The organism is Brachybacterium sp. P6-10-X1 (assembly GCF_001969445.1).
GTDB lineage: Bacteria > Actinomycetota > Actinomycetes > Actinomycetales > Dermabacteraceae > Brachybacterium.
The window spans coordinates 3,061,248-3,084,865 of sequence record NZ_CP017297.1 but is presented as its reverse complement, the minus strand read 5'-3'; the positions used below and the strand labels follow the sequence as shown (position 1 = coordinate 3,084,865).

The following is a 23,618-nucleotide window of genomic DNA, read 5'->3' as shown; positions in this document are numbered from 1 at the left end:
CGAGGTCAGAAGGTCGCGCGCACCGTCGCGATCTCGAAGGGGTTCAGCGTCAGCGGGATCCGCTCCCCCTGGGCCTGCGCCGCTCGCGCGGCGAGCGGGGACTGCTCGTCCAGCGGGCGTTCGAGCAGGTCCACGACGGTGAGCGAGCGGGCACCCGGCACGGTGAGCGAGGTGACGGCTCGGCGGCCCTCCGACTCGTACAGCCGCACCAGCAGGTCGCCGGAGCGGTCCTCAGCACTCTTGACGGTCTGGATGCGTGCGCTGCCGGTCTCGAGGCTCGCCACCGGATCCAGCGGCTCCCGGCGGCGAACGGTGCGCTCGGCCTGGTTCAGTCCCTCTCCCAGGTCGATCGCATCCGCGATCTCGGCCTGGGGCCGGATGGCGTAGCGCAGGGCGTAGCTGCCCTCCTCGGCGAGAGGATCCGGGAACTCGGCCGCGCGCAGCACGGTCGCGCGCACCACGGTGGTGGTGCCGCTCCCCTTCTCCCGCAGCACGCGGCGCACGTCGTGTCCGTAGGAGGAGTCGTTCGCCAGCGCGACGCCGAAGTCCGGCTCGGCGACGCGGACCCATCGGTGCGCACAGGTCTCGAACCGACCGAAGTCCTCGTTGGTGTTGACCGGGATCGGTCGGTCGATGTGGCCGAACTGGATCTCGCTGGACATGGTGGCCGCCCGGACGTCCAAGGGGAAGGCGAGCTTGAGGACCTTCTTGCGCTCGTGCCAGTCCACGTCGAGGTCGATGCCCAGCTCCGTCGCGCCGGGAGCGACGGCGTAGGTGAGCACGATCCGCGACCCCGTGCCGACGGAGGGAGCCCCCTTGTACGGACGCGGGCGTGCGTCCTCGGGACGGGTGCGGTAGGCGACAGCCACCCGCACGGTGCCGTCCTCGTCGGTCGTGACCTCCGGGGAGGACTCCGCCTCCAGGTCCCGGTGCACGTGGCGGTAGAACTCGTCGATGTCCCAGGAGTCCCAGGCGTTGGGGGCGTCGCGGTGCAGCTGCAGCTGCGCACCGGCGGCCCCCGGAGCGATCGCCTCGCGGCCGCCGCGGCCCGCCCGGAGCGAGGTGAGCAGCCCGGACTCGTCGATCTCGACGTGCAGGGACGGGGTGTCGACGACGAGGCACGCCCCGTCGCGGGAGAGCACCGCAGCGTCGGCGGCCGCCCCCGTGGGACCGGCCCCGAGCGCTGCGACGCCCTGCACGGCCCGGGAACGGGAGTTCACCCGCTGCACGCTGCCGTCCTCGTCGCCGAGGGCTTCGAGCGCCGCGGCGACCAGCGCCTCGCCCCGCTCGGTGATGTACTCGTAGGACTGCTCCGCCTCGCGGTGCACCCAGGCGATCGAGGAACCGGGCAGGATGTCGTGGAACTGCAGCAGCAGCAGCTTGTCCCACAGGGAGTCGATCTCCTCGTAGGGGTACTCGAACGCGTCGACGAGATGGGTCGCGGTCGCGCTCCACAGCTCGACGTCGTGCATCAGCGCCTCGGTGCGGCGGTTGCCCTGCTTGCCGTGGATCTGCGAGGAGTAGGTGCCGCGGTGCAGCTCGAGATACAGCTCGCCGTTCCAGACCGGCGCGTCGGGATGCTCCCGCTGGGCGCGGGTGAAGAAATCCATGGACGTGGACCACTCCACCTTCGGGGCGCCGTCGAGGTCCGCGAATCGCTCCTGGGAGGCGATCATCTCCCGGGTGGGCCCACCACCGCCGTCGCCCCAGCCCGTCGGGGTCAGACCGATGTGGCTGGCTCCCTTGTCCTTGAAGTTCTTCTCGAAGTAGGCGAGCTCGGCAGCCGTCAGCTGACCGTTGTAGGCATCGATCGGCGGGAAGTGGGTGAACTGCGTGGTGCCGTCGATCCCTTCCCAGCGGAAGGTGTGGTGAGGGAAGGTCGAGTACTGATTCCAGGAGACCTTCTGGGTCAGGAAGAAGTCGTTCCCGGCGAGCGCGCAGATCTGCGGCAAGGAGGCCGAATAGCCGAAGGAGTCCGGCAGCCAGGTCTCCTTGGTCTCGATCTCGAACTCCTCCAGGAAGAACTTCTTGCCGTGCAGGAGCTGGCGGGCCAGCGCCTCGGATCCCGGCATGTTGGTGTCGGACTCGACCCACATGCCGCCTACCGGCACGAAGCGACCCTCGCCGACATGCCGGCTGATGCGCTTCCACAGCCCGGGGTACTCGTCCCGGATCCACTGGTACTGCTGGGCGGAGGAGCAGGAGAACGTCAGCTGCTCGTAGTGCTCCAGCAGCCAGCACACGTTGGAGAAGGTCCGGGCGCACTTGCGGCGGGTCTCCCGCAGCGGCCACAGCCACGCGGAGTCGATGTGCGCGTGGCCGGTCGCGATCACGGTCAGGGCCGACGCGTTCGCGGGGGCCTCGAGCGCGGGTCGCAGCGCGTCCCGGGCGTCGCGGGCGCTGGCGTGCAGATCATCCGGATCCGCGGCATCGAGGCCGGCCGTCAGGGCGTGGAGGATGTCGAAGCGGCGTGGTGACTGCTCGGGCAGAGTGTGCATGAGGCCGTTCAGGGCCACGACGTCCTGCTCCAGCTCCCAGATCGTCCTGCTGCGCCAGGCCAGGCGCAGCTGGGTGAGGTCGTAGATCGGGTCGTCGCCCGCGGTGTCCTTGTCGCCCAGGGCCGTCGGCGCGAAGGTCCAGTCACCCGGGACGTTCGGGTTCGCGGCGCACTCGAGGTAGTAGTCGACCTGCTGGCCCGGCTCAAGGGTGAGGTACTGGTTGAAGGGGTTGATCGCCTTGACGGTCTCGCCCTGCGGGGTCCAGATGAGGGCCTCGGCCTGGAAACCGGGCATGTCGGTGAAACACAGGTCGAGCTGCAGCTCGATGTCGCTCTCCGCGTCATCGGTCCAGTGCTCGGGGACCGTCCCGGTCACGTGCAGCCAGAGGGTCGACCAGGGTCGGCCCCAGCGGTCGCCGACGGAGATCGGGGTGTACTCCTGCTCGCGGGCGACCTCGAAGGGCACCGGCTCGTCCGGCACCTCCCAGGCCTCGATGTGCAAGGGGGCGGTGTCCAGGTGCCTCCGGGCGGGCAGGAGCTCGCGGAGGAAGCGGCGGACTCGGTCCTCGCTGGTGGGTCGGTTGTCGTGCACGATGTCTCCTTCGTGGCGGACGGGTCAGCACCGCGCCGCGCGGCGCTCGTTGATCGGTGCCGAGGGGCTGGAACTGTGGTCGGTGCTGCCGGCGGCGAGAGCCCCGACGTCGGCGGTGGCGAGGGGGCGCGGCCTTCCCTCGAGCGCCTCGGCCGCCCAGGTCGCGAAGACCTCTCCCCGGGGTCCCAGGACGGAGCGGTCGGAGCCGTCCCGGGCGAGGGCGGGAACGGGCAGGGGGGCGAGGGGCTGCTCGGGAGGACCGCCGACGTCGACGTGCTCCGCGCGGAGCTCCGCGATGAGAGAGCCGATCGCCTCGCCGATCGGTTTGGTGCGACCGTGCTCGTCGAACAGGCCCAGGCTGTACTCGACCTCGGGGAAGTCGCCGAGGCCGCGGCTGACGTCGTGGGAGCACCACCAGGTGACCGCCTCGACGGCGGGGTGGGCCACGGCCGCGCGGATGCTCGTGTCCGCGAACTGCGGTGCGTGCTCGGCGTCGACCCAGGGCGTGGGCGCACCGATCTCCTGCAGCCAGATCCGCCGGTCCTCCGGGGCGCCGAGCTCCCGTCGCCACAGATCGGCGACCTCGACGAGGTAGCGGCCGTAGAGCGCGAGCGCGGGGTGCCCCTCGCCGAAGGTCTGGCCGGCGCCGGTGAACACCCAGGAGTGGACGGTGGTCGAGGCTCCGAGAGTGACCGCGTCGGCCGGGGTGAAGGGGTGATCGTCCTTGAACCACAGCGTGTCGTCGAAGCTGTGGTGGTGACGGCGGTCGGGGAGGTGGTGGTCGACCGTCTCCAGCAGCGCACGGGTCCACTCGGTGGCCTGCTCGCTCGTGGTCGGGTGCCGATCGGGGTGGTACGACACGGCGAACTGGCCGATCTCGTTGCCGAGCGTCATGCCCGTGACGTGGGGGCGACGAGCCAGCTCGGTGCCGAGCACCCGGGCCAGCTCGTGCTGGGCTGCCACGACGTCCGGATCCGTGAACAGATTGCGACGGTGCCAGGTCGAGATCCACGCGGGCAGGAAGTCGAAGCTGGACAGGTGACCCTGCAGCAGATCCACCGAGATGTCCAGGCCCTCCTCCCCCGCCAGGTCCACGACCCGGAGGACGTCGTCCACCGCGGTGGGCGAGATCAGGGTCCGGGACGGCTGCAGCACCGGCCAGAGCGGGAAGATCCGCACATGGTCCAGTCCCAGCTGCGCGATCTGGGCGAGGTCCTCCTGCACCGGGGACGGCTCGAACGAGCCCCAGGAGTGGAACCACCCCTGTCGGGGGGTGTAGTTGGCTCCGAGCATGGGCTTCGGCACGGAAGATCACCTTCGCAACGTGTCGACTAAAGCGATTAAGCAATCCTAGCACCGACATCTCGCCCGGCGAGCCGCGGGCGCCGGAACGATCCCGACCACCTGGTGGTCGGGCCCCCGGGCCGGCTTCCCCGCCGCCGCCGCGATCGCGAGACCCGGCTCCTCGCGATGGGGGAGCTTCCCGCGATGTGCCAAGTCGGCGCTTAAGCGCTACAGTGGTCCGCGACTTAAGCGCTATAGCGCGGTGTTCGGTCTGCGCGGAGCACCCGACGCCGGGCGAATCCCGGCGCAGGCGCTCGGCTCGCCGAGGCAGGCCGCGTGCCCTGACCACTCTTTTCCGATGGCGGGAGAAAGAAGGAGCACATGCTCACACGTCGAGGACTCGTAGCAGGTGGTGCGCTGGGCGGCCTGCTGCTCCTGTCCGGCTGCGGACTGCGAGCCACCGGAGGGCCGACGGTGCCGCCCGGCCCCATCACCGCCGAGGGAGGCCTGGAAGGGAGCATCCGCTTCCAGACCTGGAACCTGCGCAGCGGGTACCTCGACTACTTCCAGGGCCTGATCGACGAGTTCGTCGCCGCTCACCCGGGAACCTCGATCGACTGGATCGACCAGCCCGCCGACGGCTACGCCGACAGCCTCCAGGTCGACGCCGCCAATCTGGACCTGCCCGACGTCGTCAACGTCTCCCCCGATCTCGCGCTGCCCCTGGCGCGGGCGGGGCTGCTCCTGGACATCTCCGAGGCCCGGCCGCACGCAGCGGAGGCCTATCTCGACGGCGCCTGGCAGGACTACACCTACGAGGCCGCCGACGGCTCCTTCGCCTACCCCTGGTATCTCAACACCGGTCCGACGTACTACAACCGCGCCCTGTTCGCCGATGCCGGCCTCGACCCCGATGCTCCGCCGACGACCTGGGGCGAGCTGCTGGATCAGGCTCTGGTCATGGGCGATGCGGCGCAGGGCGAGTACTACATGATCGGCCAACTGCCCGTGATCGCCGACTTCGGGCTGTACGGAGTCGCCGTGATGGACGACGCGGAGGAGCGCTTCACCTTCGACAGCGATCTCGCCGTCAGCTTCGTCGAGCGTTTCCGAGAGGCGTACGAGCGCCGCGGCCTGCTGCCCGATGCCACCGTGCTCACCGCGACCACCGCCGGCGAGCGGTTCCAGAGCGGCCAGGTCGCCTTGTCCCCCGGCTCGGCCTATGACCTGGAGAACTTCAGGGAGAACGCCCCGCGGCTGTACGAGAACCTCGGCATCACCTCGGCGATCACGAACACCGGGCACGCCAACATGACCTCGCAGGGCATCGCGGTCAGCTCCCGCACCGCGCACCCCGAGGTCGCCCTCGCCTTCGCGGAGTTCGTCACGGGGGCCGAGAAGCAGACCGAGTTCTCCCGCCTGGTGAACGTCTTCCCCTCGACCGTCGGCGCGCTCGAGGACCCCTACTTCACCGAGGAGGACGGCGCCGACGGCACCCACGTGCGCGTCATCTCGGCCGCTCAGATCGAGGACGCCCGCAATCACCAGCCCGTGGTCTGGACCGAGGAGATGCGGGTCGAACTGCAGCGCCAGATCTCGGATGCCGTCGTCGGCCGGACCAGCGCCCGGGACGCGCTCGAGGCATCCGTCAGCCAGGCGAACCGACTGATCGGAGCCAGCTCATGACCGCATCGTCCACGACCATCGCCCCCGCGGTGGAGGACCGCCCGGCGACCGATCGCGCCGTACCTCGACCGGAGCGCCGTCGCGGGCTGCGCACCCACTCCCCGCTCTCGCCCTGGCTGCTCATGGCGCCGGCTCTGCTGGCGGCGATCGCCTTCGTGCTCTTCCCCTTCCTGAACACGATCGTGCTCTCCTTCACCGATGCCCAGCCGCTCGTCGGCGGCTCGTTCATCGGCCTGCAGAACTACCGCGACCTGCTGGCCGATCCCATGTTCTGGGTCGCTCTGCGCAACTGCCTGCTCTATGTCGTCGGGGCGGTCCCGCCCCTGGTGGTCCTGCCGCTGCTCCTGGCCATGCTGGTGCGCAAGGCAGTACCGGGCATCGGAGCGATCCGGACAGCCGTCTACACCCCCGTGATCGCCTCCGTCGTGGTGACCGGTCTGATCTGGACCTGGATCCTGGACTCCCGCGGGCTGGTCAACTCCGTCATGTCCTCCCTGGGGGTGATCAGCAGCCCGATCCCGTTCCTGACCGACGAGTACCTGCTGCTGGTCTCCTCGGTCATCGTGACCGTCTGGCAGGGCCTGGGCTACTACATGGTCGTCTACCTCGCCGTGCTCGCGAACGTGCCGACCTCGCTGCACGAGGCCGCGATGATGGACGGCGCCTCGCCCGTGCGGCGGTTCTTCACCGTCACGCTTCCCGCCATGCGCACGACCATGCTCCTGATCGGCGTGATCTCCTCCTTGGCCGCGTTCCGCGTGTTCTCCGAGATCTTCGTGCTCTCCGGGGGCACCGGCGGGCCAGGAGGCCGCTCCAGCTCTCTGGTGATGCTGATCCGGGAGTCGGGCACCGGGCTCTCCGGTCGCCTGGGCTATTCCTCGGCCATCTCCATCGTCCTGTTCCTGCTGACCGTCCTGCTGATGATCGCGAACCTGCGCCTGTCCTCCCGGAAGGAGAGCTGAGATGGCCACCGGTACCGTCACCGACGCCCCTGCGAGCGCCGGCCTGCCCCCGAGGCGCCGTCGTCCGCGCCAGCACCTCCTGTCCGACGGCGCGACGGCACGGACGCCCGAGCTGGTCATGCGCTATCTGCTGCTGCTCTGCGTGGTGGTCATCTCGATCGGGCCGTTCCTCTGGCAGCTCTCGACCTCCTTGAAGGGCGTCGGCGAGAACCCGTACTCCTCCCCGCCCCAGTTCCTGCCCTCGGACCCCACCCTCGCCAACTACACGGCGGTCACCGACGTGATCCCGGTCTGGTCCTACATCGGCAACTCGCTGTTCGTCGCGTTCTTCAACGTCTCGCTCAGCGTCGTCGGATGTGCGATGGCCGGGTACGCCCTCGCACGACTGCGTTTCCGCGGTCGGCTCATCGCGCTGGGGATCTTCGGAGCCACGTTGCTCATCCCCCAGGAGAGCTCGATGATCGCCCTCACCCAGGTCGTGAACGCCATGGGGCTGGGGAACACCCTCGTCGCCGTCTTCCTGCCCACGATGATGAGCGCGATCAGCGTCCTACTGATGTGGAACGCCTTCCTGGCGATCCCCCGGGAGATCGACGAGGCCGCCCTGATGGATGGGGCCACGGTCTGGCAGCGTTTCCTGCGCCTCGGGCTGCCGGCCGTCAAGGGCACCGTCGCCGTCGTCGCCCTGCTGGCGTTCATGGGCAGCTGGAACGACTTCCTGTGGCCGCTGCTGATCCTCTCGGACCCGGACAAGTACACCCTCACCGTCGGGCTGAACTACCTCCAGGGCACCTTCGCGGACAACCCCCAGGTGGTGGCCGCCGGGACCATCATCGCCGTGCTCCCTCTGGTCGTGCTGTTCCTGGCACTGCAGCGCGTCTTCTTCCGGGGCGTCGCCGAGGGCGGCGTCAAGGAGTGACGGCGGCCCGGAGGACATGTGCCCCTCCGGTTCACTCCCCGCGCAGCACCCGGTACACGATCGAGTCGTCCTTGCGCTCGAGACCGAGCTCCCTGCCGCGCTGGTAGATCGCCTCGGCCGAGGTCGCGAGCGGAACGTCCTGTCCCACCTCGCGGGCGGCCTCGCCGACCAGGTCCATGTCCTTGACGAAGATGCTGAGCGCCGAGCGGACGTCGTCGACGTCGCCGTCGACCATCCGCCGGCCCCGGTCGGCGAACATGAACGAGGCGGCGGCGCCGGTGCCGAGCACCTCGTGGACCTGCTCCAGGTCCAGGCCCATGGAGTCGGCGAGCGCGAGGGCCTCCCCCGCCGCGGCGATGTGGACGCCGCACAGCAGCTGGTTGACGACCTTGAAGCGCTGACCGTCGCCCGGCCGGGCCCCGACGACGGGAGCGTTCGCGGCGAGGGCATCCAGCAGCGGCCGCACGGCGGCGACGTCGGCCTCGGCGCCCCCGACCATGATCAGCAGGTCACCGGTGCAGGCCCGGGCCACGCCGCCGGAGACGGGGGCGTCGACCACGTGCGCGGTGACGCCGTCGAGCGCGGCCAGGGTCGCCTCGATCGCGGCGGGGCCGACCGTGGACATGATCAGCAGGGTGGTCTCGGCGGTCAGCGCCGCCGCGATGCCTCCGTCGCTGCCGCCCTCCCCGAACAGCACCGACTCGAGCTGGGCCGGGGTGGCGACCATGACCACGACGACGTCGGCGCCGGTGGCGGCGTCGATCGCCGTCCCGACGGGCGTCGCGACGTCGGCCACGGCCTCACGGGCGCTCGGGCTGAGGTCGAAGGCGCGCACGGGGAAGCCCGCGTCGCCGGCGGTGCGGACCATGGGCGCGCCCATGGCGCCCAGGCCGATCCAGCCGATGGTGGCGGGCGCAGGGGCGGTCGGTGTCGTCATGAGCTTCTCCTGAACAGGTGGCGGGCGGGTCTGCGCTGCGGAGCCGGTGTCAGCGTTCGGCGACGGCGGCGGTGAGACGGTCGACGACGTCGGCCAGCGCCTGCTCGCCGCCCACGTTGCCGGGGAACACGACGTACGGCGTGCCCGTGACCTCTTCGGGGGCTTCCTGCGCAGAGAACAGGGAGACCTGGCCGGGCCAGAACTGGCCCTCGACCCGGGCGCGGCGGATCCCGAGCCCGTGAGCGGCCACCTCGTGCGAGGTGATCCCGCCCTTGGCCACGACCCACGCCGGCCGGGCCGAACGCACCCGCTGCACCACCTCGACCACGGCGTCGGAGACGCTGCGGGCGATCGCGAGGGACTCGTCCGGGTCCTCCGTGCGCACCAGGTCACGGCTGGTGTAGAGCACGCAGTCGTCCCCGCCCAGCGCCTCCCGCACGCGCTCGGCGACCGCGCCGAGATGCCGCTCGCGCCGATCATCGAGCAGGGAGGGCACGTCGAGCTCGACCTCGACGAGGGCGCCGCGGGCCTGGACGGCGCGCAGCTGCGTGGTGGTGAGCCCCACGTGGGAGCCGACGACGACGAGGCCGTGGTCCAGGCGCCCCTCGGGGATCGAGACGGAGCCCGCTTCGACGACCCGCGCCCCGCTCTGCCCGGCCAGCGGGCGGACGAAGGAGGGTCCGCAGCGGGTGATCAGCGTGCGGCCGGCCTGTTCCCGTCGGGCGACGGCTTCCGCGACGATCTCCATGTCGGAGTACTCGGTGGCGTTGACGACCACCCAGCGCCGGTCGCGCGCACCGCGGAGGATCTCCTCCACCCGCTCGATGCCGCCGGTGCGGATGTCCTCGAGTCCGATGCTCAGCACGTCGGTCGCCGCGATCGCTCCCCCGGAGCGCTCCTGCAGGAAATCCCGCAGGTCGGAGTGGGAGTAGCCGAAGGTGGCGTCGCGGGCGAAGTCGGTGTCCTCGACGCGCCGGGCCTCGCCGCCGACGACGGCGTAGTGGACGTCGCCCTCGGTGAAGCGCCCGGCCTCGAGCATGGCGGGGACCAGCAGGATCGCGTCGACCTCCCGTCCGTGAGCGGCGAGCTCCTCGGCGATCGCGGTCGGCTCGGCGATCACGTGGCCGCGCAATGTGGAGTCGGAGCGGGAGACGACGTGCAGGCCATCCGGAGCGCCGGGCTCGGCGAGGACGCCGGAGAGGATCCGACCGCTCAGGGCGACGGCCTCCTCCTCGTCCAGCGCCCGGGTGTTGGTGAGCACGAAGCAGATCGACCCGGGCTCGGCGAGGACGCCGCGGGGAATCGCCGGATCCAGGTCGAACGCCACGTCGACGTCGGCGACGCACTGCGAGCCGGTGGGGTCGTCGTCGAGGACCAGCAGGCGGCGATCAGCGTTCTCGGGCACGGGGACCTTCTTCCAGGATCGAGGGGTCGACGTCGGGGCGTGCCCCCATCCTCGCGCAGAAGCGAGGGAGGACCTCCCCGACGTCCGGGGGCGGACGCCGCTCCCGATGCCCCGGGGGCGGGCGGTGCGCCGCGGGTCAGGCCGCGAGGACGAACACCACCGCGGACAGGGCGAAGCCGACCAGCGAGATCGTGGTGCCGACGACGGACCAGGTCTTGAAGGTGGTCACGGTGTCGAAGCCGCAGAACTTGCCGATCAGCCAGAAGCCGGAGTCGTTCACGTGCGACCAGCCGATGGAGGCGGCTCCGATCGCGACCACCACGGCGGCGACGGCGATGGTGCCGAAGTCGCCGGCCACGATCGCCGGGGCCATGATCGAGGCGCCGGTGGTGGCGGCCACGGTCGCCGAACCCTGCGCGATGCGCATCGCCATGGTCACGAGGTAGGCGGCGACGATGAGCGGCAGCCCGAGCGCATCGAGCCCGTCGGCCACCTCGTTGCCGATGCCGGTCTCGGTGAGGATGGCGCCGAAGGCACCGCCGGCGCCGGTGATCAGGATGATCGAGCAGACGGGGGCGAGGGCGTCGTCGACGAGCTCCTCGAGCAGTCCGCCGACCTTCTCGCCGCGGCGGCGGCGTGGGATCACGTAGAGCAGGATCATCGCCAGCAGCGCCGAGAGCGCCAGTGCCACAGGGGTCGCGCCGATCAGCCGGGAGACCTGGAAGGCGATGTTGTCGGCGCTCACGGTGCCCTGGGCCTCCAGGGTGGAGAAGCCGGTGTTGAAGAAGATCAGCACCAGCGGGAGCAGCAGCACCAGGATGATGGCGCCGAAGCCGGGCCGTTCCTCCTCGGGGACATCGCGGGGGTCGCCGAGCAGGGCGGGCACCGGGGTGTCCGGGAAGCGCCGGGCGATGACGCGAGCGACCAGGTAGCCGCCGACGTACCAAGTGGGCAGGCCGATGAGCAGTCCGATCAGCACGACCAGGCCGATGTCGGCGCCCATCACGGTCGCCGCGGCCGTGGGGCCGGGGTGCGGAGGCAGCAGCGCATGCATCGTCATGAACGAGGCGATCGAGGGCAGCACGTAGAGCATGAACGAGCCGCCGAGGCGCCGGGCCACCGTGTAGATGACCGGCAGCATCACGATGAACCCGGCGTCGAGGAAGATCGGGAACGCGTAGAACAGCGAGGCCACGGCGAGGGCCAGCGGCGCCCGCTTCTCGCCGAAGGTGTCGAGCATCTTGTCGGCCAGCACCTGGGCGCCGCCGGTGACCTCGACCAGTCTGCCGAGCACGGCGCCGAAGCCGACCAGCAGGGCGACGGTCCCGACGGTGCTGCTGAAGCCGTCGATCACCACGTCGATGACGTCGCCGACGCCGATGCCGGCGGCGAGACCGGTGGCGACCGCGATGATGAGCAGGGAGAAGAAGGCGTGCAGGCGCGCCTTGATGATGAGGACGAGCAGGAGGGCGATCGCGACGACGGCGATCGTCAGGAGCAGCCAGACGGGCCGCTCCGCGAGGACGAGGTCTTCCACGGGGTGGTTCTCCAGTGAACGGGTGGCGGCCCCTCAGTCGGTGGGGGCGACGGGCGGACGGGGTCGGAGCCCGGCGCGGGGTGCGCGGGGCCCTGGATCATCGGGGGCCGACGGGGCGGGCGAGCCCGGTGCGGGCCCGCCCGGTCGCGGGTCAGTCGGCGGAGGGGGCGGCCTTCGGGGCCGGGCCGAGCTCGGCGAGCAGCTGCGACATCTTCGCGTAGGCCTTGTTGCGGTAGGCGACCAGCTCGGCGGCGGTGGCTTCGTCGTAGTCGCCCAGCAGGCCCTTGCCGTTCTTGACGCCCTTGCGGTCCTCGGCCACGGCGTCGGTGAGGATCTGCGGGGTGGCCAGCCGCTCCCCGAAGGCGCCCTCGAAGGTCACGAAGGAGCTCGCGTAGACGTCCAGGCCCGCCTGGTCGACGATGGCGAACGGACCGAAGAACCCCAGGCGGAAGCCGAAGGTGGTGCGCACGATGGTGTCGACGTCCTCGGCGGTCGCCACGCCCTCCTCGACCACAGCGGTGGCCTCTTTCAGCAGGGCGTACTGGAGGCGGTTCAGCACCATGCCGGGGGTGTCGGCGACCTGGGCGCCCTGGTTCCCGGACCTCTCCAGCAGCTCCTTGACCGCCGCGACGGCCTCGTCGGTGGTGGCCTCCCCGGCCACGAGCTCGACGCCGGGGATGAAGGGGGCGGGGTTGGAGAAGTGGACGGTGAGGAATCGCTCGGGGTTCTTCACCGCGCTGACGAGCTCGCGGACCGGGATGGTCGAGGTGTTGGTGCCGATGATCGCGTCGGGCCGGGCGTGCTCGGAGATCTTCGCCAGCACGTCGCGCTTGATGTCGACGCGCTCGAAGACGGCTTCCTCGATGAAGTCGACGTCGGAGACGGCCTCTTCGATGCTCTTGCCCGCGGAGATGTTCTTCGCGACGAGGTCGGCGCTGCCCGGCGAGTACAGGCCCTGCTGCTCGAAGTCGCGGGCCTCCTGCTGCAGCCGTTCGAGGGAGGCGTCGGCATTCTCGACGCTGACGTCGGCGATGGTCACGTCGAACCCGGCGATGGCGAGGACCTGGGCGATGCCGCCGCCCATGTAGCCGGCGCCGACGATGGTCACGGTGGAGATGGTCATGGAGAACTCCTTCGTCCGAGCTGTGCGCCGCCACGGGGAAGGCGCCTGTGCCGCGGCTGCCGCACCGGGACTCTCCGGAGCGAACACACGGCCTGCTGTTACTGCCGCAATCCTATTGGATATTGTCCGAGGATGCGAGAGGGGGCGCCCTCGGCAGGTCGTCCCAGGCTCCCTCTCGGCCCCTGGGGGCGACGGCGTCGTGCGACGCAGCCGTCAGCCGCTCGTGCACCTCCGGTCACAGCCAGGTCACGGCCGGGTCGCCGCCCATTATCCCACCACTCCCCCTGCCCCGGCCCGGGACGCCCGCGCCGCCGCGGGGCGCAGCCACCACGGCTCGCCCGCCCCGGGGCGCGGCCTGCCATCCTTCCGGAGGGACAGGTCGTTCTCGACGACCATCGATCCACGATCCTGTAGGAACTGGTTGACACGGGCGGTCCCACGGCCTAGGTTCAGGGCGAATGTGACCCAGGTTCCATCCTGGACCTCACGCGGGAGCTCCCGCCCGAGACCGGCAACCCACCGCGAGGACTGCGGCGCGCCCCGGGCGACGGCAACGTTCTCCCCCGGAGACATCCGACGACTGGCCCAAAGGAGGACCAGCTGACATGACTACAGGACAGCCTGAGAAGCTCGGGCTCGGGGAGCTCCGCTTCCCCGAGGCGGATCCCCGACTGAAGAAATGGAGCTTCGGGAACCTGCTGGCCTTCACCGGGCCCGGCATGATCCTCGCCTCCGTCACCATCGGCAACGGCGAGGTGTTCTCCGCCTCCCGCGGCGGCGCCGTCTTCGGCGTCGCCATCCTCTGGACCTTCGTGTTCTGCGCGATCATGAAGGCCGCGATCGTCTATTCCGGCGCCCGCTACATCACCCTCACCGGCGAGCACCCCTTCCAGCGCTGGGCCCAGATCATCCCCGGGCCCCGGAACTGGCTGGCCCTGCTGCTGGGCATCCTGGCCGTCGCCTGCTTCCCCTCCTGGGCGGTCGCCTACTTCCAGGGCCTGGGGCAGTGGTCGAACTGGACGTTCCACACCGACATCAACCCCATGATCTGGGGCATGATCTGGGGTGTCATCGGTTTCGCGACCGTGTTCATCCGCAGCTTCAAGATCGTGGAGAACTTCCAGACGGTCGTCGTCGGCCTCATGATCATCTTCGCCTTCATCGCCGTCTTCGTCTCGAACCCGCCGTGGGTCGAGGCCCTGCGCGGCCTCATCCCGGGAGCCCCTGCCGACTACCCCCAATGGGTGAAGGACGGCTTCCCCGACGTCGCCGCGCGGCCGATCCCGCTGGAGATCATCGCCTACCTCGGCGCCCTCGGCGGCGGCAGCTACGACTACATCGGCTACGTGGGCTCCCTGCGCGCCAAGCGCTGGGGCATGCTCGGTGTGCCGAACCCCGCCGAGCTCGAGGCGAAGCTCGACCGCCTGGACACCGACGTGGCCCGCATCCCGCTGGCCGAGGACGGCGAGAACCTCGAGAACGGCCGAGCCTGGCTGCGTGCCGCGCAGCTGGACGTGGTCGCGTCCTTCGTCTCCGTGACGATCCTGGCACTGACCTTCCTGATCCTGGGCGACGTGGTGCTGGGCACCGGCGCGGCGGAATCCGTGCCGAACAACGACAACATCCTCAGCGACCAGGCGGCGTTCTTCTCCGTCATCTCCCCGGTGCTGGTGTACCTGTACCAGATCGCGATCTGGGCGGCCTTCTTCGGCTCGCTGCAGGCTCTGTTCTCGACGATCTACCCGTACACGGTCCGTGAGGCCTTCGCCCCCTCGTTCACGTTCCTGCGCAATCCCGAGCACTGGCACAAGATCCGCGTCGCCGTGGCCGCGTACACCTTCCTCGGCGCGACGTTCCTGCTGTTCAGCGGCGTCAGCTACACCGCGGTGATCTCCTTCGCCGGCATCCTCGGCGGCGTGCTGTCCCTGGGCGTGTGGGGCTTCGCCCAGCTGTGGACGGAGCACAAGGTGCTCCCGAAGGCGTTCCAGATGCACCCGGCGCTGCGGGTGGTCGTGCTGATCAGCTCGATCTTCCTGTTCATCGCCGGGGCGATCGCGCTGGTCCAGTTCTTCGTGAACTTCCTCGGATGAGCACGACGACCGCCCCTGCCCCCGTGAGAGGATCCGGGACCATGCGCACCCCCGTGTACCTGATCGCGATCGCGTCGTGCCTGGTGCTGTCCTGGCTCTTCGCCTCGCGGGAGAACTGGCTGGGCATGGGCCTGGTGCTGGTCGCCGCCGTGGTCTACGGCGTGCGGCTGGTCATCACCTCACGGGCGGACCGCACGGCCTCTGCCGAGGCCGCCCGGGGACCGAAGGCCGCGACCTCCGCGGAGCAGGAGCAGCTGAAAGCCGAGCTGGGTGAGATGCGCGAGGCCTACGAGCGCAGCCGCCGGGTGATGCTCCTGCTGACCGTCATCATCGCGGGCCTGGCCGCCGTGGCCTGGCCGTGGAACCCGGCCCTGGCCCTGGCGCTGCTGATCTTCTCGATCCCCACGCTGGTGCTGGCCTGGCGCAGGACGACGGCCATCCGCAAGATCGACGCAGGGCTCTCCGCGGCCCGCTGAGCGCCGCATCGCGCCCGACGGCACGAGAACGCCCCGGCCGCTCCTGGAGACGATCCAGGAGCGGCCGGGGCGCGTGCGCGCAGGTGCGAGCGGAAGCGGTCTCAGCGGCGCTGGACGAACCTCTGGCGCTGCTCCCCCAGGCCCTCGATGCCCATCTCCACGACGTCGCCGTCGCTGAGGTACGGGAAGCGACCGGACAGGGCCACGCCCTGCGGGGTGCCGGTGTTGATGAGGTCGCCGGGCGAGAGCACCATGTACTGCGACAGGTGGTGGACCAGCTGGGCGACGGTGAAGATCATGTCCGCCGTGGTCGAGTCCTGGCGGGCCTCGCCGTTCACGCTCGACCACAGGCGCAGGTCCCGCTGCTGGACCTCGTTCGACGGCACCAGGCCGGGGCCGACGGGGTTGAAGTTCTCGGCGCACTTGCCCTTGGACCACTGCCCGCCCGACTCGGCGAGCTGGTAGTCCCGCTCCGAGACGTCATGGCTGGTCACGAAGCCGGCGATGACGTCGAGCGCCGCCTGCTCGTCCTCCAGGTAGGAGGCGCGCTTCCCGATCACCACGCCCAGCTCGACCTCCCAGTCGACCTTGGTGGCCCCGGGCGGGATCGGGACGTCGTCGTGCGGGCCCACCACGGTGTTGGGGTGCTTGAAGAACACGATCGGGGTGCTGGGCGGCTCGGCCCCGGACTCGGCGGCGTGGGCCGCATAGTTCTGACCGATGCAGATGACGGCCTCCGGGCGGGCGATGGGTGCGCCGATGCGCTCGTTCTCGGCCCCGTCCCATACCGGCAGCTCGCCGGTGTCGAGGGCGGCCGAGGCCCTCTCGAGCCCGCCGTCGACCAGGAAGGCCCCGGTGATGTCGTCGGTGAGGGCGTCGAGGCGATAGGTGACGCCGTCGCGGACGAGGGCGGGCTTCTCCTGTCCGAGGGGGCCGAGTCGTCGCAGATGCATGGGTCTCTCCTTCGAAGGGGTGGTGGCTCGGACGTCGTGGCGGCCACCGGTCTGGTCTCGTGCCCACGATGCCAGGCCCGGGCTCCGTCCGTCGCGCCGCCCGAGGGATGATACGTCCGATGTCTCGGGGTCCGGTCCGTCGGCCGTCAGTGCGTGTAGGGCCGACGGGTCGGGATCTCGGGGTTGAACTCGACCCCGAAGCCGGGGGTGTCCGGCACCCGGATCTTCCCGTCCACGGGGACGGGTTCGCCGAGCAGCATCGGGGAGAACATCGGAACGATCTCCTCGGCGCTCGGGTGCATCATCAGGAACTCGCTGAAGGGGCTGTTCGTCCGGGTGATCACGAAGTGGTAGGAGTACACCGAGGAGCCGTGCGGGACCACCATCGCGCCGTGGGCGTCGGCGAGCGCGGAGATCTTCAGCAGCTCGGTGATGCCGCCGCACCAGCCGACGTCGGGCTGGATGATGTCGGCCGCGCCCATCTCCAGCAGCTGGCGGAAGCCCCAGCGGGTGGCCTCGTGCTCGCCGGTGGTGATCAGCATCCCCGGCGGCGCGTTCTTCCTCAGCTGCTGGTAGCCCCAGTAGTCGTCGGGGATCAGCGCCTCCTCGAGCCAGCGCAGTCCGTGCTCGTGGGCCCGGTGCGCCAGGCGGGTGGCGTAGTCGAGGTCGAGCGACATCCAGCAGTCGTACATCAGCCAGAAGTCCTCGCCCACCCGCTCGCGCATGTCGGCGAGCAGGGCGATGTTCTGCTCCATCCCGTCCTCGCCGTCGGCCGGGCCGTGGTGCAGCGGCATCTTGCCGCCGAGGAAGCCGAGGTCCCTCGCGATGTCGGGCCGGGCGCCCGTGGCGTACATGCTCAGCTCCTCGCGCACCGGGCCGCCCAGCACCGCGTACACCGGCTCCTGCCGCAGTCGGCCCAGCAGGTCGTAGAGCGCGAGGTCGATGGCGCTGATCGTGTTCAGCACGATGCCGCGACGGCCGTAGAACAGCGTGGAGCGGTACATCTGGTCCCAGATCCGCTCGAGGTCGGTGACCGGTGCGCCCTCGAGGAAGCGCACCAGGTGCTTCTCGACGATCCAGGCCCCGAGCTCGCCGCCGGTGGAGACGGCGAACCCGACGGTGCCGTCATCGGCCTCGATCTCGACCATGAGGGTGCCCAGCACGTTGATGCCGAAGGATTGGCGGGAGTCGGCGTAGCCGGGGTAGACCGACATGGGGGTGGCGATATGGTCGTCGATCCAGTGGTCGCTGCCCTGATCGTGGTAATCGGCGCCGCCGCCGGTGACGGTGTGGGCGCGGACATGGGCGATGGTGCGCTGGTGGGTGCTCATGCGGGCCGTTCCTCCTGGTCGAGCCGGTCGGACGGGTCGTGCTCGTCGAAGCGGACGAGGATCTTGCCGGCCGGGCCCCGTCCGGCCGCGAGCGCGGTGAAGGACTCCTGGGCCTGCTCGGGGCCGACGATGCTGCTGACCAACGGGGTCACCTGGTGGACGTGCTCGCCGATCCAGGTGGCGGCGTCGGCGAAGTCCCGGGCGGAGTAGGTGAAGGAGCCGATGACCGAGCGCTCCTCGGTGCTGATCGCGAAGGCGTCCAGCTCGAGTCGCGGCGACCCCATGCCCACGAGCACCACGCGGCCGCCGAGCGCGGTCGCGGCGAGCGCGTCGGTCAGGGTGGCGCTGAGGCCGACGGCGTCGACGGCGAGGTCGGCCGGCGCCCCCAGCACGGCGCCGACCTGCTCGGCCAGGGGCGCGGCCGACGGGTCGAGCGCGGTGACGCCGAGAGCGGCGACCAGCTCCCGGCGACGGGGGTCGCGTTCGGAGACCGCGATGTCCCGCGCGCCCGCACGCTGCAGCGCGAGCACGACGCTCTGACCGATCGGGCCGCCGCCGACCACCAGTGCCGTCTCCCCGGGTCGGGGCCCGCCCAGGCCGACGGCGTGCACGGCGACCGCCAGCGGCTCGATGAGGGCTCCCAGGTGCAGCGGCATCGCGGGATCCAGCAGCAGGACGTTGCGCTCGGGCACGACGAGGTAGTCCGCGAAGGAGGCCTGGACCTCCTGGGCGACGCCGATGACCTGCTTGCCGGGGGCGTGCTGCTCCCGGTCCCGGTACTGCTCGACCAGCTCGTCGGGGACCACGACCGGGTTGAAGGTGGCCGGCGCCCCCACCGGCAGCGCCGCGGCGTCGACCCCCGCGCCGAGGGCGGCGATCGTGCCGGAGGATTCGTGGCCCATGATCTGACCGGGCCCTCGGCGACCGTTGTCCCCGGTGAAACCGTGGAAGTCGGAGCCACAGATGCCGGTGGCGCAGATGCGCAGCAGCACCTCGCCCGGACCGGGCTCCGGCCGCGCGGTCTCGACCAGGTCGAGCTGATGGAAGTCGGTCAGGACGAGTGCTCGCACGGGGGTTCCTCACGGGAGGGCGGTCGGCGGTGGCGGCGGTGACCCGTGGGCGGCGCGGGGCGACCGGCCTCGCTGCGGATGACGACCGGCCGAGACCCCGCCGAGACATCGGACGTCGACGCCTCCGATGCGGTCGGAGCACGCCGGCTGGATCACCTCCTGGGGACGCTATCAGCGACGGAGAGCGCGGAACCGGTCCGCGCGATCCGCGTTCCGGGAACCCCGTATCCGAATTCGACAATCTGTCGTGTTCGCGCCTCCCACCGGTACGGACGTCCCATGGACGGGTCGTTGGCGGCGGTCCGCGGCGACGGCATCGCCCCCTCGACCGTCCGCGCCCCACGGCGGAACAGCACGACCCGGGCCGCTTCCCATATCCTGCAGGGAAGACGACTCGATGAGGAGAACACCCCATGACTGCAGCGACGGATCCCGAATTCGCCGGGCTCACTGCCCTGGTGACCGGTGGTGGCGCCGGGATCGGCGCGGCCACGATCGACGCCCTCCAGGCCCGTGGAGCGGCGACCGCCGCCCTCGATCTCGACCCGTCGGGCGCTCCGGACGGCGCGGTGCGGATCGAGGTCGATGTCACCGACTCCGCCGCCGTGCGGGCCGCCGTGGACCGCGCCGCCGCCGAGCTCGGCGGTCTGGACATCGTCATCAACAACGCCGGTATCGGCGCCCAGGGCGGGGTCGAGGCCAACGATGACGCCGAGTGGACGCGCGTGCTGGACGTCAACGTGATCTCCGTGGCGCGCGTGACGACGGCGGCCCTCCCCCATCTGCGCAGGTCCGACGCCGCCGCGGTGGTCAACACCGCCTCGATCGCCTCGATGCTGGGCCTTCCCGAGCGCGTGCTCTACTCCGCCTCCAAGGGAGCGGTGCAGGCGATGACCCTGGCCATGGCCGCGGACTGGGTCGCCGAGGGCATCCGGGTGAACGCCGTGGTGCCGGGCACCGCGAACACCCCGTGGATCGGCCGCCTGCTGGAGAAGGCCGAGGATCCCGAGGCCGAGCGGGCCGCGCTGAACGCTCGGCAGCCGCACGGCCGGCTGGTCGAGCCCGAGGAGGTCGCCGAGGCGCACTGCTACCTCGCCTCCCCCCGCAACCGCTCCACCACCGGCGTGCTGCTGCCGATCGACGGCGGGATGACGAACCTGCGCACCCGCTCCTGAGCCCGCGGCGCGGAGCCCCGCGCAGCCGCGCGGAGCCCCCGGCGGAGAGCGGATCTCCGTCGGGGGCTCCGTCGTCGTCCAGCAGGTCAGGAGCTGACCGAGGAGCCCTCCTCGTCCTGCACCGCCTTCATCGACGCCGACCGCTCGGCGCGCTTGCCCAGCCAGCTCATCATCGGCGAGGCCGCGATCGCCAGGATCACCAGGACGATCAGGACCGCGCTGATGGGACGGGTGAAGAACTGCGTCAGGTCCCAGTCGGTCTTGATCACCGACTGCATGAAGTTGCTCTCGACGATCGGGCCCAGCACGATCCCCAGCACCACCGGCGCCAGCGGGATGCCGCCCTTCTCGAAGAGGTATCCCAGCACTCCGAAGATCACCATCAGGCCCACCTCGAGGTAGCCGTTGTTGATGGCGAAGGCCCCGCAGATCGAGATCGACACGATCAGCCCCATCAGCACCGTCCGCGGGATCCGGAGCACGAACCCGGAGGCCCGGATCAGCAGGAAACCCAGCGGCAGCAGGAGCAGATTGGCGACGATGAAGATGAGGTAGAGCGCGTACAGGGTGTCGGTCTGGTACAGGAACAGGTCCGGACCAGGGGTGATGCCCTTGACCAGCAGCACGCCGACCAGGATCGCCGTGATGGTGTCCCCGGGGATGCCGAAGGCCAGAGTCGGCACGTAGGCCGAGGCGATGCCCGCGTTGTTGGCGCTGGAGGCACCGGCGATCGCCTCCAGGCGCTTGTCGTCGGCCGTGTCGCCGGGCTTCTTCCGGCTGGTGGATCGGGTGAACGCGTAGGAGATCCAGGCCGCGATGTCGGCGCCCGCGCCGGGCAGGGCGCCGACCACGCCTCCGATGGTCGAGCCGGAGGCCACGCGGGTCTTGTTCCGTCCGATCGCCGCGAGGGCGGAGCGCAGAGCGCCTCTGCCCTCGACCCGCGGGATCGGCATCGACTGACCCTTGCGGGCGGTGACCGCGCGCAGCACCTCCGAGAGCCCGAACAGGCCGATCATCGCGGCGATGAAGTCGACGCCCCGGTACAGCTCCTCGTTGCCGAAGGTGAAGCGCGGGTGCCCGAGCGTGACGTCGAGGCCGACGGTCGAGACCAGCAGACCGATCATCAGGGCGATCGCGCCCTTCAGCTGCGCTCCCTTCGAGACGATCACCGCCGCGGTCAGGCCCAGCACCGCCACCCAGAAGTACTCGAAGCTGGTGAAGCGCAGCGCGAACTCGCCCAGGATCGGGGAGACGAAGATCAGCACCACCGCCCCGAACAGCCCGCCGAGCACGGAGGCCATCAGGGAGACACCGAGGCCGAGCGATCCCTTGCCGTTGCGAGTCAGGGCGAAGGCGTCCTCCGTGTACGCCGCTGACGAGGGGGTGCCAGGGATGCGCAGCAGGGCGCTGGGGATGTCGCCGGCGAAGATCGCCATGGCCGACATGGTGATGATCGCGGCGATCGCCGGCACCGGATCCAGGAAGAAGGTGAACGGCACCAGCAAGGCCGCCGCGAGAGTGGCGGTCATGCCCGGCAGAGACCCGATGACCAGGCCGAACAGGGCAGCGAGCACCATGACCAGGATCGTCGTGGGATCGGCGACCAGGGCCAGGGCGCCTTCGAAGTTCCCGATCATGTCAGAACCCCTGGATGATGCCGTCGGGCAGCTGGACCATCAGGCCCAGCTCGAACATGGCCCACAGGCCGACGGACGAGAGCACGGCGGTCAGGAGCGCGACCCACCACCTCGCCCGCAGCGAGAACACGATGGCGAACACGAGGATCGCCATGGTCAGCGGGAACCCGAGCGGCTCGGCGGCGAGCACGAAGAAGACGATGCCGCCCATCAGGATCGCGCCGTTGATCCAGCGGCGGGGTCCGTCGGACCCGATGTCCGTGTCCATCACCGCCCGGGTCTCCGGGGCGGCGGCGGGGTCCTCCCCGTCGGTCGCCGCGACCGCGACCGGCCCGGCCTCCGCCGCCGGGGCGGAAGCGGCCTGCCTCCGTCGCGCCGCGCGCAGGCTCATGATGATCACGAGCGCCCCGAACAGGACCAGGAAGCCGCCGATCATCATCGGGAACAGGCCCGGACCGGGAATGCCCTCGCGGATGTACGGCATCGACGCCCCGTAGGGGATCACCACGGCGCCGAGGAGGACGCTCGCGGCGCCGATCACCAGGTTCACGCGCAGCGAGCTGTCCACAGGGTTCGCGCCCTCCCGCGAGCTGTCCGTCTCCGCGGAGGTCACTTCGCGAGCCCCGCTTCCTCCATGACCTCGCCCTTGGCCGCGTCGTCCTCCGCCATGAGCTGCTGGAACTCCTCGGCGCCGCGGTACTTCACGCCCAGCCCGGAGTCGGCCATGAACTCGTTGAACTCCTCGGACTCCGCGATCAGGCCCAGGTGGCACTCGAGCTCCTCGACCACTGTGGGCTCCATGTCCTTCGGGCCGGCGATGCCGCGCCAGACGGTCATGCTGTAGTCCGAGCCGGTCTGCTCCTCGAGGGTGGGGACGTCGGGGAAGTTCGGGTCGCGTTCGGTGCCCATCACGGCCAGCGCCTTGGCGCGGTCGGAGTCGAGCATGGTCTGGGACTCGCCGAGGGAGTTCGTGGTCATGTCGATGCCGCCGGCGACCATCTCCTGCAGCGCCGGGGCCGCCCCCTCGGAGGGCACGAAGTTCACCGAGTCCACCGGCAGACCGTTGTCCATCAGCATGCCCAGCAGGGCGAGGTGCCAGATGCCGCCCTGGCCGGTGCCGGAGGAGGTGACCTCCCCGGGGTTCTGCTCGATGTAGGTCAGCAGCTCCTCGGCGCTGTCCCACTCGGCGTCGGCGGCCACGGTGATCCCGGCGCCGTCCTCGTTCATCTGCGAGATCGCGGTGAGGTCCTCGCCGGTGAGGTCGGTCAGGCCCTGCCAGTGCATCATCCCGATCTCGACGGTGACCAGGCCGATGGTCTGGCCGTCCGGATCCGCGTCGGCCATGGCCTGATGGCCGACGACGCCGGAGCCGCCGGTGCGGTTGACGACGTTGATGTTGCTGCCCATCTGGGTCGAGAGCTGGTCGCCGATGAGGCGTGCGACGCCGTCGGTGCCGCCGCCGGCGGCCCAGGGGACGATCAGTTCGACGGGGCCGTCGGGGTACTCGGCGTTGATGTCGTTGCAGGCCTGGACGGCCTCCCGGTCGGCGCCGCCCCCGCCGCCGGCGCCGCCGGAGCATCCGGTGGCCACGAGTGCGAGTGCTGCGGCGCCGGCGAGGGAGGAGAGCAGGGGGCGGGATCGGGGCGTGTGCGTCATGGCGGACTCCACTTCATCGTGCGGGTCGGGATGGATGCACATCGCGGGGGCGGCGTCTGCACAGCAGTGTGCTCGGGACCGTGACCAGGCATTGCCCCCTGCGAGGTGCCCTGAAAACTACCAACGCCGGGAGCCGCGGCGATCGATGACGCGATCCGCGATCCGGAAATCCTATATGCGATATTGATAAGGTAGGTCACACTCCGGGGCAGACCTGCGGGGATGCCGGGCCCCGGAGGACCACCGACATCGGATCGTGACCCTCGCGCTGCGCGCGAGGAACCCGGG

18 protein-coding genes are annotated in these 23,618 nt (G+C 70.6%); 6 read left to right on the top strand and 12 right to left on the bottom strand.

From position 1 onward, the window contains the following. Nucleotides 1–5: 5 nt before the first annotated feature. Nucleotides 6–3,089 (bottom strand): alpha-mannosidase, encoded by a 3,084-nt coding sequence (locus BH708_RS13935; RefSeq protein ID WP_076809579.1) that lies wholly within the window; start codon nucleotides 3,087–3,089, stop codon nucleotides 6–8. A gap of 24 nt (nucleotides 3,090–3,113) precedes the next feature. Next, on the bottom strand, nucleotides 3,114–4,394 hold the full coding sequence (locus BH708_RS13930; protein ID WP_216639472.1) for a glycosyl hydrolase: 1,281 nt from the start codon (nucleotides 4,392–4,394) through the stop codon (nucleotides 3,114–3,116). Between the two features lie 360 nt (nucleotides 4,395–4,754). Here BH708_RS13930 and BH708_RS13925 point away from each other — a divergent pair, with 360 nt between their 5' ends. From BH708_RS13925 to BH708_RS13915, 3 genes are read left to right on the top strand one after another with little or no spacing between them, the layout of a single operon-like run. After that, nucleotides 4,755–6,059, top strand: a complete 1,305-nt coding sequence (locus tag BH708_RS13925) for an extracellular solute-binding protein (RefSeq protein WP_076809575.1) — start codon at nucleotides 4,755–4,757, stop codon at nucleotides 6,057–6,059. Beyond that, entirely contained in the window at nucleotides 6,056–7,021 is a 966-nt protein-coding gene (locus tag BH708_RS13920; RefSeq protein ID WP_076809573.1) for a carbohydrate ABC transporter permease, read from the top strand. Before BH708_RS13925 ends, BH708_RS13920 begins: the two co-directional genes overlap by 4 nt. A gap of 1 nt (nucleotide 7,022) precedes the next feature. Next, nucleotides 7,023–7,940 carry a carbohydrate ABC transporter permease gene (locus tag BH708_RS13915; protein WP_076809571.1) on the top strand — a complete coding sequence of 306 codons (918 nt, stop codon included), beginning with the start codon at nucleotides 7,023–7,025 and terminating at the stop codon, nucleotides 7,938–7,940. Between the two features lie 31 nt (nucleotides 7,941–7,971). On the opposite strand, the gene BH708_RS13910 is transcribed toward BH708_RS13915, so the two are convergent. The 4 genes from BH708_RS13910 to BH708_RS13895 all read right to left on the bottom strand — a co-directional run bounded on the left by BH708_RS13910 (nucleotide 7,972) and on the right by BH708_RS13895 (nucleotide 12,942). Beyond that, complete coding sequence (locus BH708_RS13910) at nucleotides 7,972–8,877, bottom strand: NAD(P)-dependent oxidoreductase (protein WP_076809569.1); 906 nt, start codon at nucleotides 8,875–8,877, stop codon at nucleotides 7,972–7,974. 49 nt (nucleotides 8,878–8,926) lie between these two features. After that, nucleotides 8,927–10,282, bottom strand: a complete 1,356-nt coding sequence (locus BH708_RS13905) for a four-carbon acid sugar kinase family protein (protein ID WP_076809568.1) — start codon at nucleotides 10,280–10,282, stop codon at nucleotides 8,927–8,929. A gap of 136 nt (nucleotides 10,283–10,418) precedes the next feature. Further along, nucleotides 10,419–11,819: a GntP family permease gene (locus tag BH708_RS13900; RefSeq protein ID WP_076809565.1), complete on the bottom strand. Its 1,401-nt coding sequence runs from the start codon at nucleotides 11,817–11,819 to the stop codon at nucleotides 10,419–10,421. A 151-nt stretch (nucleotides 11,820–11,970) separates the two neighbouring features. Further along, nucleotides 11,971–12,942 carry a 3-hydroxyacyl-CoA dehydrogenase family protein gene (locus tag BH708_RS13895; RefSeq protein ID WP_076809563.1) on the bottom strand — a complete coding sequence of 324 codons (972 nt, stop codon included), beginning with the start codon at nucleotides 12,940–12,942 and terminating at the stop codon, nucleotides 11,971–11,973. A gap of 605 nt (nucleotides 12,943–13,547) precedes the next feature. Between BH708_RS13895 and BH708_RS13890 the strand changes: the two genes are divergently transcribed. Together BH708_RS13890 and BH708_RS13885 are read left to right on the top strand one after the other, a co-directional pair. Next, complete coding sequence (locus BH708_RS13890; RefSeq protein WP_076809561.1) at nucleotides 13,548–15,032, top strand: Nramp family divalent metal transporter; 1,485 nt, start codon at nucleotides 13,548–13,550, stop codon at nucleotides 15,030–15,032. Nucleotides 15,033–15,073: 41 nt separating this feature from the next. Beyond that, entirely contained in the window at nucleotides 15,074–15,508 is a 435-nt protein-coding gene (locus BH708_RS13885) for a hypothetical protein (RefSeq protein WP_076809560.1), read from the top strand. A gap of 101 nt (nucleotides 15,509–15,609) precedes the next feature. Here the strand turns inward: BH708_RS13885 and BH708_RS13880 are convergent, their stop codons facing one another. From BH708_RS13880 to BH708_RS13870, 3 genes are all read right to left on the bottom strand, one after another. Further along, complete coding sequence (locus BH708_RS13880) at nucleotides 15,610–16,461, bottom strand: fumarylacetoacetate hydrolase family protein (protein ID WP_076809558.1); 852 nt, start codon at nucleotides 16,459–16,461, stop codon at nucleotides 15,610–15,612. Nucleotides 16,462–16,607: 146 nt separating this feature from the next. Beyond that, nucleotides 16,608–17,792 (bottom strand): L-rhamnonate dehydratase, encoded by a 1,185-nt coding sequence (gene rhmD / locus BH708_RS13875; RefSeq protein ID WP_076809556.1) that lies wholly within the window; start codon nucleotides 17,790–17,792, stop codon nucleotides 16,608–16,610. Continuing rightward, a complete protein-coding gene (locus tag BH708_RS13870) occupies nucleotides 17,789–18,862 on the bottom strand; it encodes a zinc-binding dehydrogenase (protein WP_076809554.1) in 1,074 nt (357 codons plus the stop codon). The genes rhmD and BH708_RS13870 overlap by 4 nt, the downstream gene beginning before the upstream one ends. 413 nt (nucleotides 18,863–19,275) lie before the next feature. Here BH708_RS13870 and BH708_RS13865 point away from each other — a divergent pair, with 413 nt between their 5' ends. Further along, nucleotides 19,276–20,037, top strand: a complete 762-nt coding sequence (locus BH708_RS13865) for an SDR family NAD(P)-dependent oxidoreductase (RefSeq protein WP_076809552.1) — start codon at nucleotides 19,276–19,278, stop codon at nucleotides 20,035–20,037. 86 nt (nucleotides 20,038–20,123) lie between these two features. On the opposite strand, the gene BH708_RS13860 is transcribed toward BH708_RS13865, so the two are convergent. The 3 genes from BH708_RS13860 to BH708_RS13850 are packed head-to-tail and all read right to left on the bottom strand — an operon-like array spanning nucleotide 20,124 to nucleotide 23,330. Next, entirely contained in the window at nucleotides 20,124–21,674 is a 1,551-nt protein-coding gene (locus BH708_RS13860; RefSeq protein ID WP_076809550.1) for a tripartite tricarboxylate transporter permease, read from the bottom strand. A 1-nt stretch (nucleotide 21,675) separates the two neighbouring features. Next, a complete protein-coding gene (locus tag BH708_RS13855) occupies nucleotides 21,676–22,287 on the bottom strand; it encodes a tripartite tricarboxylate transporter TctB family protein (RefSeq protein WP_076809548.1) in 612 nt (203 codons plus the stop codon). Continuing rightward, nucleotides 22,284–23,330 carry a tripartite tricarboxylate transporter substrate binding protein gene (locus tag BH708_RS13850; RefSeq protein ID WP_076809546.1) on the bottom strand — a complete coding sequence of 349 codons (1,047 nt, stop codon included), beginning with the start codon at nucleotides 23,328–23,330 and terminating at the stop codon, nucleotides 22,284–22,286. The genes BH708_RS13855 and BH708_RS13850 overlap by 4 nt, the downstream gene beginning before the upstream one ends. Between the last annotated feature and the right edge of the window lie 288 nt (nucleotides 23,331–23,618).